Annotated in this window: 9 protein-coding genes, 1 tRNA gene and 1 pseudogene; 8 read left to right on the top strand and 3 right to left on the bottom strand. The window is 45.4% G+C overall.

Translation table 11 applies throughout. The features are described from left to right. Window positions 1-46 precede the first annotated feature (46 nt). From FN808_RS14630 to FN808_RS14605, 6 genes are all read left to right on the top strand, one after another. On the top strand, window positions 47-946 hold the full coding sequence (locus tag FN808_RS14630) for a sugar phosphate isomerase/epimerase family protein (RefSeq protein ID WP_142715358.1): 900 nt from the start codon (window positions 47-49) through the stop codon (window positions 944-946). A 117-nt stretch (window positions 947-1,063) separates the two neighbouring features. Continuing rightward, window positions 1,064-2,269, top strand: coding sequence for an acyltransferase family protein (locus tag FN808_RS14625; RefSeq protein ID WP_142715357.1), 1,206 nt, complete (start codon window positions 1,064-1,066; stop codon window positions 2,267-2,269). Window positions 2,270-2,385: 116 nt separating this feature from the next. Continuing rightward, entirely contained in the window at window positions 2,386-3,255 is an 870-nt protein-coding gene (locus FN808_RS14620) for a sugar phosphate isomerase/epimerase family protein (protein ID WP_142715356.1), read from the top strand. Window positions 3,256-3,511: 256 nt separating this feature from the next. Further along, entirely contained in the window at window positions 3,512-4,888 is a 1,377-nt protein-coding gene (locus tag FN808_RS14615; RefSeq protein ID WP_142715355.1) for a 3-keto-disaccharide hydrolase, read from the top strand. A 28-nt stretch (window positions 4,889-4,916) separates the two neighbouring features. Next, window positions 4,917-6,242, top strand: coding sequence for a Gfo/Idh/MocA family protein (locus FN808_RS14610; RefSeq protein WP_142715354.1), 1,326 nt, complete (start codon window positions 4,917-4,919; stop codon window positions 6,240-6,242). Between the two features lie 244 nt (window positions 6,243-6,486). Further along, a complete protein-coding gene (locus FN808_RS14605; protein ID WP_142715353.1) occupies window positions 6,487-7,734 on the top strand; it encodes a tagaturonate epimerase family protein in 1,248 nt (415 codons plus the stop codon). Here FN808_RS14605 and FN808_RS14600 read toward each other — a convergent pair. Both FN808_RS14600 and FN808_RS14595 read right to left on the bottom strand, forming a co-directional pair. Next, window positions 7,731-8,546: an SDR family oxidoreductase gene (locus FN808_RS14600; protein WP_142715352.1), complete on the bottom strand. Its 816-nt coding sequence runs from the start codon at window positions 8,544-8,546 to the stop codon at window positions 7,731-7,733. The two genes, FN808_RS14605 and FN808_RS14600, sit on opposite strands and share 4 nt — an antisense overlap. Window positions 8,547-8,574: 28 nt before the next feature. Then, on the bottom strand, window positions 8,575-10,230 hold the full coding sequence (locus tag FN808_RS14595) for a UxaA family hydrolase (protein ID WP_142715351.1): 1,656 nt from the start codon (window positions 10,228-10,230) through the stop codon (window positions 8,575-8,577). Between the two features lie 266 nt (window positions 10,231-10,496). Here FN808_RS14595 and FN808_RS14590 point away from each other — a divergent pair. Beyond that, window positions 10,497-10,571: transfer RNA gene (locus FN808_RS14590), tRNA-Asn, on the top strand. A 566-nt stretch (window positions 10,572-11,137) separates the two neighbouring features. On the opposite strand, the pseudogene FN808_RS19485 reads toward FN808_RS14590, so the two are convergent. Further along, a pseudogene (locus tag FN808_RS19485) lies at window positions 11,138-12,169 on the bottom strand (recombinase family protein); the annotation flags it as partial. Between the two features lie 248 nt (window positions 12,170-12,417). Between FN808_RS19485 and FN808_RS14575 the strand changes: the two are divergent. Next, window positions 12,418-13,551, top strand: coding sequence for a hypothetical protein (locus FN808_RS14575; protein ID WP_142715350.1), 1,134 nt, complete (start codon window positions 12,418-12,420; stop codon window positions 13,549-13,551). Window positions 13,552-13,792 lie beyond the last annotated feature (241 nt).

Here is a 13,792-nt window from a genome sequence, read left to right as displayed (position 1 = left end):
CCCGGGAATATTTTATAATGATCGCGATGCATTAAATACTACTGTTATGAATAGGAAAAATTTTGTTAAAACATCAGTGCTGGCAGCAGGGGGATTTGGATTCTCGGGGCAAGCCAGCTTTAAACAAAGGGGGGGCGGCAGCGTAGGAAACGAGCATATCAAGATTAGTTTGAATGCTTATTCTTTTAACCGTTACTTGCAGGAAGGGGATATGGACCTCGAGGAGCTGCTTATGTACTGTGCCAAGTTGAATTTTGATGCTTTTGATCCTACAGGATACTATTTTCCGAATTATCCCGGGGTGCCGGATGATGAATATGTCTATCAGTTAAAACGAAAGGCCTTCGTGGAGGGACTGGAAATCAGTGGTACGGGGGTGCGTAATAATTTTACCGACCCCGACCCGGCAAAAAGAAAAGATGACGTCGCCCATGTCAAAAAATGGATTCGCGTGGCTGCAAAACTGGGCGCTCCTGTGATAAGAGTCTTTGCGGGCCGGGGCATCCCGGAAGGCTACAGCCGGCATGAAATGAATGGGTGGATTGCAGGGGCATTGAAAGAATGTGTAGCCTGTGGCAAGGCCCACGGCGTGATGATTGGCGTCCAAAATCACAACGACTATCTCAAAACTGCGGATCATGTGCTGGAGATTTTGCGGTTGGTTGATTCAGACTGGCTTGGTATTATATTGGATGTGGGCAGCTTTTCGACGGAAGACCCTTATGAGGATATTGCACGGGTTGCTCCCCACGCCGTGTCATGGCAGATAAAAGAATACCTGGGATTTCGGGATCAGCGCGTGAGAACGGATTTGAACAAAATTGTAGCCATTTTGCAGGAAGTGAATTACAGGGGATATATCCCGATTGAAACGCTGGGTGGGGATCCCATGGAGAAGGTGCCTCGTTTTCTGGAAGAAGTGCGGGAGGCCCTGGCAAATGGATAAGAAGCATGGATTTATACTTAACGGCCATCGACAAATATGGAACAGGGGATAGCTAACAGGGAAAACATAACGTTCTGGAGTGGTGTTCTCATTTTTTGAAATATAAGCGAATATAAAATGGATACGATCAATTTTTCTGTTATTCAGGAGCAGTGGCAACGATTTGAACAAAAATTGTTTTTTGGCAGCAGTGTGCCGGAGCGGACCAATGGATCAGAAGGAGTGAAAAAATCCAGGCGACTCCTTTCTATTGACGCGCTACGCGGTTTTGATATGCTTTTGATTTCGGGCGGGGCTCTTTTTATCAGGTTGATGGAAGGCAAGACAGAATGGGGCTGGATCGACTGGCTGGCTGTACAGATGACCCATCCCGCCTGGCACGGTTTTACCTTTTACGATTTTATTTTTCCTCTTTTCCTTTTTATTGCTGGCGTATCATTGCCGTTTTCGCTGAACAAGGGCCTGTCGGTGGGAATGAGCAAATCCATGTTGTACCGTAAAGGTTTCAGGCGCATGCTCATCCTGATTGGCCTGGGGATCTTGTACAAGAATGCCCCTGTCTCTATCTTCGAGCCTTCACAGATCAGGTATGTGAGTGTATTGGGTCGAATTGGCATTGCAGTCTTCATCACTATGATCCTGTATCTGAATTTTTCCAGACGAAGCCGGCTAATATGGGTTGGTTCAATTTTGCTGTTGTATTATGCGGCGCTGTTTCTCATCCCCGTGCCCGGCTATGGGGCGGGTGACCTTTCATTTGAAGGCAACCTGGTAGGCTGGATTGACCGCCAGTTGCTGCCCGGCCGACTGCTCCAGGATACCTATGATGAATTGGGGCTGATTACGCAGTTTCCCGCACTGTGTTTAACAATGCTCGGATCTTTTGCCGGAGATATTCTGCGCTCGGGAAGAAATGAGATGAAGAAGCTGCAGTTGCTGTTTTTGGCAGGGGTCGGCTGTCTCGGAATCGGACTCCTCTGGAGTACACATTTTCCCATCAACAAGCACCTTTGGTCAAGCTCTTTCATTTTATTGACGGGAGGGATGGCGTTCCTGTTTATGTTTGCATTCTATGGAATCATCGATGTGCTGAAATACAGGAAATGGGCGTTCTTTTTTCAGGTCATTGGCCTGAATTCGCTTACCATTTATCTGGGCTATCGGTTTATTGATTTTGGGCAAACTTCACGCCTGCTGTTTGGAGGTGTTTATTCCATTTTTCCCGAGCCCTGGCATGAAGTATTCCAGGCTTTTGGAGCCATGATGCTGGTCTGGCTGCTTTTGTATTTCCTGTACCGGAAGAAAATTTTCGTCAAAGTGTAGCCAGGTTTTATGATGGCTTCATCGGTTTTCAAAATGATCCAGCATATTTCTGGGTACGTAATTTTATAAACAAGGTATGTAATACCTCTTCACCTTAACTCATATCAATCATTTGTATGGTTACTCGAATAATTATCGGAATCAGTGTTTTTCTTTTAACAAGTATAATAAATCCTGTCACTACGTCTGTACAGGCGCAGGCACAGGAGCAGTTGCTACCGGATCCGGGGGTGGTCTCCTATAGTTTCAGGCATCAGTTTGAAGAAGATGTTGCCGGTACCCTGGATCTTATCAAAGACATGGGGGTAACGAATATTGAGTTTTCAAGCCTGTTTGGAAAGACCGCACAGGAGCTGCGCGCAATGCTGGACGAACGCGGGCTCATCTGCACATCCTACGGTGTAGGCTATGATGATCTTGTAGACAATACCGCCCAGGTGGCCCGGGATGCCCATACCCTGGGGGCCGATTATGTGCGCATAGCATGGATTCCCCATGAATCGCCCTTTAGTATTGAGGACGCTAAGAGGGCAGCTGAAGATTTTAACCGGGCCGGAATGGCGCTCAAGAAGGAAGGGCTCAGTTTTGCCTATCACAATCACGGCTACGAATTCAGGCCTTATGAAGATGGCACCCTTTTTGACTACCTGGTTCAGCATACAAATCCGGAGTACGTGGGCTTTGAAATGGATTTACTGTGGGTGGCGCATCCGGGAGCCGATCCGGTCGATCTGTTGAATAAATACCCCAATCGCTTTATTCTGATGCACCTGAAGGATCTCAAGAAGGGCGTAGAGGGCGATTTTTCCGGAAGTGCTCCCCACGAATATGATGTACGTCTGGGTACCGGACAGATTGATTTTCCAGCTGTGTTGAAAGCGGCTCAGGATACTAATATTGAATATTTTTATATCGAGGATGAGAGCGATGCCGTGGTCCGCCGTGTCCCTGAAAGCATCGAGTACCTCAAAAGCCTGACCAAGTAGAAGAAGGCCGGGAGCCGATCTTCCCGCCGGGGAGACCGTGAAACAAGCAATGGTTGTCGATGATGTTTGCTAAAATTTGCTTCCAAGAGCCGGACTCCTCGGTATAGGTTTTGGCCCGTTTTTTTATATTTGAATTGATATTGTGCAATCGTTTGCATATTTAGGCTTAAAGGTTTTCATGCCTTTAAAATTTTATGCAGCAGCCAATAAAGATTATCACAATAAATTTTAGTCTAAATTTCACAAGAAATAACCCATGAACTATTTAAAAATTATCTTCGTATGCTTTTTGTTTTCAATCCCGCAGGTGCTTATGGGGCAGGATGGATGGCAGCAGCTGTTTGACGGGCAAACACTTGATGGGTGGACACAGCTCGGAGGGGATGCCAATTATTTTGTGGAGGAGGGGGCTATTGTAGGCGAGGCCGTGCCCAATACGGGCAACTCCTTTTTGACGACCGAGCAGGATTATGGCAACTTTATCCTGGAATATGAGGTCTATCTGGACACGCATATCAACAGCGGGGTACAGATTCGCAGCAACAGCAATCCCGATTACCGTGATGGCCGGGTACACGGCTACCAGGTGGAACTGGATCCATCCCGCCGCGCCTGGAGCGGGGGGATTTATGACGAGGCACGACGCGGATGGCTTTACCCGCTTTCGGTGAACAAAAAAGCGGGCTCTGCCTTCCAGGTTGGCCAGTGGAATACCATCCGGGTGGAAGCGGTGGGCTCCTCCATCAATACCTGGATCAACGGGGTACAGTGCAGCCGGCTGGTGGACGATATGACAGCTGAAGGATTTATCGGACTGCAGGTGCACTCTATTCATGATGAAAGCCTGGTCGGTGCGCAGATCAAGTGGCGCAATATCAGGATTCGTACTACAGATCTGCAGGAGCATCGCCAAACACCCGACCCACAAGTGCGGCAGATTAGTTATCTTAAAAATGAACTTACTGAATGGGAACAAAATCACGGCTGGCGGCTGCTCTGGGACGGGGCTACCTCCGAGGGCTGGCGCGGGGCCAAACTCGATCACTTCCCGGAAAGCGGCTGGGAGATCAGTGATGGCGTGCTCACCGTCCAGCAGACCGATGGGGGGGAAGCAACGGGCCCAGGTGACATTGTGACTGAAGGACAATACGGCGATTTTGAGCTTGAACTTGAATTCAAGATCACCGAGGGTGCCAACAGCGGCATTAAGTACTTTGTGGATCCTGATCTCAATAAAGGAGCCGGATCGGCTATTGGCACGGAATTTCAGATCCTTGATGATGACAACCACCCTGATGCCAACAAGGGCGTGGCCGGAAACAGAAAGGTCGGTTCGCTTTACGACCTTATTGCTGCCAAAAACCTGTCCGTACCGGGCAGGGGGAAGCCATTCAACGGTGTAGGTCGATGGAACAAAGCACGCATTATTTCAAAAGACGGTCATGTGGAACACTGGATGAATAACCAGAAAGTAGTAGAGTATGAGCGATTTTCACAAATGTTTGCGGCCCTGGTGGCCTATAGCAAATACCAGAAATGGGAAGAATTTGGCCGCTGGCCCCAGGGACATATCCTGCTGCAGGATCATGGAAACGAGGTAAGTTTCCGGAGTATTAAAGTTCGAGAACTGTAAACAATAATTAACTGTAAATAAACTGATTATGGGATCACGAAGAGATTTTATCAAAAAAACGACCCTGGGTGCTGGTGGACTTGCCCTGGGGCTTTCAGCGAAAAGTTATGGAAGAGTTCTGGGGGCGAATGACCGGATTCGTGTGGCTTTTATGGGCTGTGGACGACGCGTTGGGGCATACTATGAGAGCCTTGAGGACCCGTACAATACCGAGCTGGCCTATATTTGTGATGTTAAAAAGAGCCAGCGTGATAAAGTTGCTGAGGATTTGAAGGACCAGCTTTCATACACCCCCCAGATGACGGATGATATCCGGGAAGTCCTGGACGATCCGGAGGTGGATGCCATCTTTAACGCTACCCCCGACCACTGGCATGCACCCGGAGCGCTGATGGCGATGAAGGCGGGCAAGCATGTCTACGTGGAAAAGCCCTGCAGCCATAACCCGCAGGAGAGCGAGTTGCTGATCGCAGCACAGGAGAAATTTGGAAAAGTGGTTCAGATGGGCAACCAGCAGCGGTCTGCTGCTCATACCACTGAAATTATTGACGAGATCCATAACGGACGCATTGGCGACGTTTACAAGGCGGTGGCTTTCTACAGCAATCGCCGGGGAGAAGTGACCAATCGCGTGCCCCAGGATCCGCCGTCTGACCTCAACTGGGAGCTGTTCCAGGGACCGGCCCCGCGAGAGGCGTATCACCATAATACCTGGGATTACAACTGGCACTGGTACGGCTGGAAATGGGGTACCGCAGAAACGGGCAACAACGCCACGCACGAGGTGGATATCGCCCGCTGGGCGCTGCAGGTTGACTACCCCGAGCAGGTCTATGTGGATGCAGCCAAGCAGCATTTTCCGGACGACGGCTGGACAATGTACGATACCATGTACGCAACATTTGAATTTCCCGACGGAAAAGTAATCAATTGGGACGGAAAGAGTCGCAATGGATTGAATACCTACGGTGCGGGCCGGGGAACCATTATATACGGAACGGAAGGATCCGTATTCGTCAACCGATCGGTGTATCGCCTGTACGACCGCGATGGCGAACTGGTTCGTGAGCAGTCTTCGGGCGGCAGCGAGCAGGGTACAGCCCTCGGCGGCGGCGGGAGCATGTCGACCCAGCATGTAGTCAACTTCCTGGATACCATACGGGGAACAGCCGAGCAGCAGAATTCTCCTATTGATGAGGGGGCCAAGAGTGTTCATATGTGCCACCTGGCTAATATAGCGTACCGGGTCAATAAACCGTTGGAGACAGATCCATCAACCGGCCGTATCTACGACCGGGAAGCGATGGGTCTGTGGGGACGAGAGTATGAACCCGGATGGGAACCCAAGCTCTAGACAGACACTGAATCGGTTACCACCGGTTGGTAGTAATGGCCATCATCTTCTCCGGGAGGTGGTGGCCATTTTTTTATTTTTTAAATAGATTGATTGCTTGTCACCTGCCATATACAGGGTTAGGGGCTGTTCCGCTGTAACAAAGAGATGGTATGCGGGTAAGAAGGAACTCAGGGACCATAACTATTGATTCATATAGGCCAAGGGAGGAAATTCACAAGAAGGTTAATATAATCCAAAGGGTATGCTGGGACGTTATTCACTTGGAATTGGTGATCGATTTGGACAACAGGGCAAAGCACAGCTTGCATCCATTCAGAAAGCGAAACATAAGTTTGATCGTTTAATAATTCCGGTTTGGAACAAGTCACACCGGGAACATCAAATCATTGGTACAACACCCGGCGATGTGCGCAGGGAGGCTGAGGAGGCTGTGGCTGCATTACACTGGAAAGCCCCTTACGGTGTAGATGCGGATCATATTACAAAAGATATCGTGGATCCGTATATCCCCTGTTCCAATTTCTTTACCATTGACGTTGCAGACTATATCGGGGAAGAGGGCAGGGCAGCCGATAAAGAAAATTTTATCAGGGAACAGGACAACGTGACCGGGTCATTGTCCATCCCCGGTATTGCAGAGCATTTCCAGGTTACGGATGCCTTTCTGTCTGACTGGGCGGACCAGTACCTGGAGCCCATTCGCCAGGCGCAGGAAATATTTGAGCATATCCGAAGCCACAAACAGGGGACCGCCGTCTTTGAAATTTCGATGGATGAGGTGGATACTCCCCAAACCCCGCTGGAGTTGTATTTTATCCTGAAGATGGTTGCCCGGAAGGGAATTCCAGTAAATACTATTGCACCCAAATTTACCGGTGATTTTTACAAAGGAGTGGACTATGTGGGAAATCTTGAGACCTTTGTAAAGGAGTTTGAACAGGACCTGCTGGTACTTGCATATGCAAAAGAGAGGTTTAATTTGCCCGCGGATCTCAAAATAAGTATCCACTCGGGAAGCGATAAGTTTTCACTGTATCCGCATATCCACAGGCTCTTGAAAAAGCATGATGCCGGTATACACCTCAAGACAGCGGGGACCACCTGGCTGGAAGAGCTCATCGGGCTGGCTGATGCCGGTGCATCAGGACTGGCCATGGTGAAAAAAATATACAGTGAAGCTTTCGGTCGATATGAAGAGTTGACTGCTCCCTATGAGACGGTAATCAATATCAAGCATGAGCGGCTGCCTGCACCCCCAACCTTTGCAGAGTGGAGTGGGCAGACCATAGTATCAAAGCTTGAACATGAACCGGACAAGCCGTTATTCGATGCTCAGCTTCGGCAATTTATGCACTGTGCATACAAGATAGCCGCTGAGCAGGGAGACAGCTTCATCCGCTTGCTGAAGGAGCACAGTAAAGTGATAGGGGGGCGGGTGACTCATAACCTCTACAATCGTCACATCCGCCCGTTGTTTGTGGGACGTTAAACTCCGCTGAACGCATTGAATCCACCGTCGACGGGGATCACGGTTCCCGTTACGAACCTGGAAGCATCGCTGCAGAGCCAAACGGCTGTTCCTACCAGCTCTTCCGGCTCCCCAAAGCGGTTCATGGGCGTATGATCCACGATAGTCTGTCCGCGGTCAGTCAGGGATCCGTCTTCATTCAGCAGGAGATCCCTATTTTGTTTGCCGATGAAAAAGCCCGGAGCAATTGCATTTACGCGCATGCCCTCGCCATGTTTGTTGGCCAGCTCCACGGCTAACGATTTGGTGAAATTGTCAATGGCGGATTTTGCTGCAGAGTAGCCGATAACGCGACTTATGATTTTCTGTGCGGCCATGGATGAAATATTGATGATGCACCCTTCATTCGAGTCAATCATCGACTCGCTGAAAATCTTGGTCGGCCGATAGGTTCCGTGGAAATTAAGATCCACAACTTTTTTAAATGCCTCGTCATCCAGATCCAGGAAGGATTGATCCGGGTTGATAATGGCTCCGGCAATATTACCTCCGGCGGCATTGATGAGAATATCAGTTTTGCCCCACTCGTTGCGCACGGTCTCATTGGCCTCCTTGAGATCAGCAGTATTCAATACATCAGCATAAAGAGCCAGTGCCTGTCCGCCGTCTTCCCTGATTGCCGCAACCTGTTGGTCAACGGTCTCTTTAGTACGACCGAGGATGGCGACCCGGGCGCCTGCCTGGGCAAGCCCCTCCGCCATGGCCCCACCCAATACGCCGTTACCGCCTGTTACAATTGCTGTTTTACCGGATAAGTCAAATAAATGGGTCATAAATAATGAATGCCTAAATAATTAATTATTATAAGGATACGCCTCGTTTCCAGGGAATGAAATCGTCCTGGTTCAGCTGCATCGCCTTCGTTTGTATGTGTCCACTTGCAAGTTCAATGATGTAATCCAAAATTTCTGCTCCCATCTCTTCAATCGATTTTTGGCCGGAAATAATGGGTCCGGTGTCTATGTCGATGATATCGGGCATACGGTTGGCAAGTGTGCTGTTGGATGAGACCTTGACCACTGGAGTCACGGGATTCCCCGTCGGCGTGCCGAGTCCGGTGGTAAACAGAATGATAGTTGCGCCTGATCCGGCCATGGCCGTGGTACTTTCCACATCATTGCCCGGGGTACAGAGCAGGTTGAGACCGGCTTCGCGTACATACTCGGTGTAATCGAGAACAGCGTTGACGGGAGAGGTGCCTCCTTTCTTGGCGGCCCCGGCCGACTTCATGGCGTCAGTAATCAGGCCGTCCTTGATATTGCCCGGTGAGGGATTCATGTCAAAACCGGAACCGGATGCTTCAGCGGCATCCGAATAGCGACTCATCAAATCGATGAACCGTTCGGCAATCTCATCATTCACCGAGCGATTGATCAGCTCTTGCTCGACGCCGCACAGTTCGGGAAACTCCGAAAGGATCACCGATCCCCCCAGGGCGGTGACAAGATCCCCGGCGTGACCGACAGCAGGGTTAGCTGAAATGCCGGAAAAGCCATCTGAACCACCGCATTCCATGCCGACAGTGAGTTTGCTTAAGGGCGCCGGCTGCCGCTTGCATTTGTTGGCTTCCACCAGCCCGATAAAGGTTTTTCGAATAGCAGAAGTCAGCATTTCGTACTCCGTTCCGCTTTGCTGCTGTTCAAAAATATACAGCGGTTTATTGAGGTCCGGGGTGAGCTGCTGAATTTTTTCTTCGAGGATGTCGACCTGGGCATTCTGGCACCCAAGGCTCAATACCGTGGCCCCGGCCACGTTGGGGTTGTAGATATAGCCGGCCAGCAGGCCACACAGGGCCTCTGAATCCTGCCTGATGCCCCCGCAACCACCTTCATGCGTTAAAAATTTTATGCCGTCCACATTATCAAAAAGTTGATCCTGCCTGGAAAGCTCGGCTTTGGGCGGGGCGGAATGCTGGCGGTAAATCTGATCCAGTTTGCCCGCTTTATAAAGACTGGTCAAATCAGATACATATTCCCGATACATATCGGGATTGGCATACCCCAGTTCTTGCAGAAATGCATTTTTAATGACATTGACATTGCGGTTTTCACAAAAGACCAGGGGGATGACCAGCCAGTAGTTGGCTGTTCCAACCTGGCCATCACCCCGGTGATATCCCATAAAGGTCTTCTCTTTCCAGGGGCTTACATCGGGAGCCTGCCAGGAGGCCTCCCCGGTACGGGATGAAAAATCAGAAACGGAATGGGTGGTATTTTCAGTTGTCAACAGTCCGCCGGCGGGGATATCATCCGTGACGGTTCCCACCACGGAGCCATACATGTATACCTTGTCGCCCTCGTTCAAATCAGAAGCAGCCAGCTTATGTTTGGCAGGGATTGCATTCCGGATTACGACCGGGTGACCGTTAGTGGAGATTTCCTGGCCGGCTTCCAGGTCGCTGAGAGCTACCAATAGATTGTCGTCCGGGTGAATTTTTAGCGTCGTCCTGTCATCCATGATTTATTTTGTTTGTGCAATCGATTGCTTAATGTAATAATAAATCAAGTTCAGTAAAAGTAAAGGCTGATTTTAACAGCCGCTGGATAGCGTTGTCGGATCTTGTTCAGGGGAGAGGGCAGGGCCGCTGTAATCACTTGAGGCCCCACCGCCCGGTGCCCGTTGAAAAAGTTATAAAAAAGATTAAAAAAATCTTGACTTGAGTATATATTAATAATTATATTTGTGCTCTCATTTGAGGCGCATGGTATTACCAGCGGTTATATTCCTCGGTAGCTCAGTGGCAGAGCAATCGGCTGTTAACCGATCGGTCGTAGGTTCGAATCCTACCCGGGGAGCCATCACATAATGAAGTGCGAACTGATAAATTTTTTGGTTTATTAGTTTCGCACTTTTTTATTTCCTGCCACTCTGCTTCAAGGAATTCATCACACACATAAGAGATAATTATTTCTCCTTCACCAGTATAACTACCGTCCTTATTTTGTACTGTTGATTCTACATCTCTAATTAACGTCTGAACTAATTCTTTTTGCTGATCCAAAGTTCTATTTTTGAATTCTTGATTGAATTCTTTGATTATCTCTTTATGGGAAGAATCGTCAATAATTCGTGAATTTTTGATTTGATCTAATTCTTCTTTAATACTTTTTATTTCTGAATCCAGATCATCACGTTGTGATTTATATTTAGTAAGTCTTTCTTCCCAAAGCTCTTTGTTTGATGGATTATCTAAAATTGTATTCATGGTTTGGTCGATCTCTGTCTCAATCCTATTTCTGTTATTTTGGACAGCACGAAGTTTTGAATTTAATTCATCTATTCGATCTTCTGCATTAAATTCAACTCTCTTTTTAAAAGCTTTCAGGAGTTGAGGTTGTTCGAGAAATACTTTTAAAGTACTAATAACAAAGTTATCAACTTTATCATAAGGAAGGCTTTTAGGATTATGGTCTGTTGATTTGCCTTGTTTATTCTTTTTTACACACTTATAATAGTAATATTTCTTGTCACTTTTCTTGGTATAAGTAGGAGTCATGGAGTAATCGCAAAGACCACAATTTATTATTCCTTCTAATAAATTTGGCGAATTTCCTTTGGAGTATTTTTTAGAATTATTGTCATTCGCTGAGCGAATCTGTTGAGCTTTTTGAAACTTCTCTTTTTCTACAATGGCTTCAAATTTAGTTTCAAAGTAATTACCTTCATATTCAAATTCACCGATATAAAGTCGTCTTTTTAAAATACTGTATAGAGAATTTAAGGTAAATTTACTACCCCCTCTGGTTTTACCTTCTTTGGTTATCCATTCTTTATTCCGATACCCCTGATTGTTTAGGATTCTTCTGATTTGTGGTACTGACTTGTGTTCTAGGTATAAGTCGAAGATGTAGTTAACTGCATCAGTTTCCTCATCATTGACAATTAACTTATTATTTATTCTGTCATAGCCGAGTGGTATATGTCCACCCATCCAGTAGCCATTTTTAATGGCATTGGCTCGTTGTTCTTTTGTTCGTTTCGAATTCATGTCACTCTCAAATTGAGCAAAGACCATCAACATATTTCGCATGGTTTCCCCCATAAGTGTTGTTGTGTCAATAGATTCAGTAGCGAATGAAATTTCGACACCCCAGCCATTCAAATCTTCTATTAAATTATGAAAATCTTTGACACTTCGACTTATTCGATCTAATCGTGATGTCACAATTAGATCGATTTTACCAGATTCAGCATCATTGAGTAAACGCTGAAGCTCTGGCCTATCTAGGTTTCGGCCAGATTTGGTATCTGTATATACATCATAGGTTTTAAATCCGCGTTCAGAAATCCAAGCTCTACAAACTTGCTCCTGTGTATCATGAGAACTTTGATCGTTTTTTGTTTCAGTTTGTTCTAAAGTAGATACACGACAGTAAATTGCGGCTTTTATTGACATATGTCTTAATTAATTAAGGTAACCTTATGGGGTACAGTGTAATAATAAAAGAATTTATACGTTTCTATAACTCAATATATAGTGAATGAATGTTTATTGACGTAAGGAAATTACTTCATCAGAAGTTGGCTAAATATAAGATTTGATCGGTATTTTCCTTAAAGAGCTAAAAATGGTCAGATATTGCACCACTATTGAATAATTATCATATGTATAACTAAAAAGAATTGGATTACTTAAGAGTAAAAATGATTGATAGTCAAGGATTGGTAAAAGATGGTATAAGCATAACCCCAAATGCTATTAGTAATAGTAGAGTTAATTTTAAAAAAGTAGATTATTCCTTAAACAAGGTGATAGATACACTTCTTTTATCAGTAAGCGTGGGGAAAGAAGAAAATATTGATAACTTATTAAATAATAAGTTTTATGATTTTAAAGTTAAAGAAGTGTATACAAAACAAGATTATAAGATCTACAACATCAAGACTGATAGAGCTAAGATCGAAATTAAGGGGATAAATAGTACTGGATTTATAACTCTGAAGATATCCAGCTTAGACAAATTACAGAAAGATATTGATAAAGAAATTAGTCACTATAAAGAGTCATTTTTAAGTGATATAAAGACTATAATAATTGATGAATTTTTTGAGGGGTATGTTCCACAGTATGAGGTTTATGTAAAACAATGTGACTTAGCTTTAGATATCCAATTTCCTTCAATAAAAGGAAGAGACTTTAAAGTATTTTGTAGACAATTGACGGAATTAATCTTGAATATGGATTTCCCTTATTTAAAACCTGAAAAAAAAGATCATTTTAATACAGGTTATCTTTCATCGATGCGAACTGGTAGTAAAAGAATGAGAATTTACAATAAGGATTTAAAGGAAAGAGCTAGGGGGATTGGTAATAATTATAAGTCAACCCTAAGAATTGAATATATTTTTGACTCCAAATATCAAATAAATAAATACTTGGGAGGAAAAAACTTATATGCGATAGATCTTGAAAAAGGATTCGATAAAATTAATGACCTTTGCTTTAAAACTTTAAATAAATACAGGAAGAAGGTTAACGAATATTACGCTGGCGATTTACCTCAACAAGGGGAGAGAATGTTTCAGAAATATGCTAAAAAGACTGCTACCAAAAATATTTTTAATAATTCTTGGAGTGCTGAAGTAGATATGGGGTTATTGTTTAGTGGAGAAAAACCCTTATATCTGGAAGGAAGTGATTCGAGCTATTATAAGAGAAGCAATACCCAAAAATATTCATATGTGGATTACATTTTGAAGAATAACCTAAAAGGCCATTTTGATTTGCTGGGAAGGATTTTTGATAGTTATGAGGATGAGCATAAGGCTCAAGCCTAATAGAACAGTGTTTTGCCTACTAAATTTATTGCGAGAGGGCTTCTGATAGTATTTTAGTGGGTTAGTATGCCTTTCTATTAATAAAGGATTATATCGAAAATTTAAGGGTAGATATCTGATATTAATTAGTTCATCTTGTATTGACTTGAAGTAGTCACGATGAAATCTGACAGTTTAGTTAGATTAGAGTATCCAACAACCTAATCACTAAACGCAGACTCACCATGACTACGCAAGACAA

It is taken from the genome of Fodinibius sediminis, assembly GCF_900182555.1.
GTDB classification, from domain to species: Bacteria; Bacteroidota; Rhodothermia; order Balneolales; family Balneolaceae; genus Fodinibius; species Fodinibius sediminis.
Note: the sequence above shows the minus strand (reverse complement) of the source record. Positions and strands in the feature narration are given on the sequence as shown.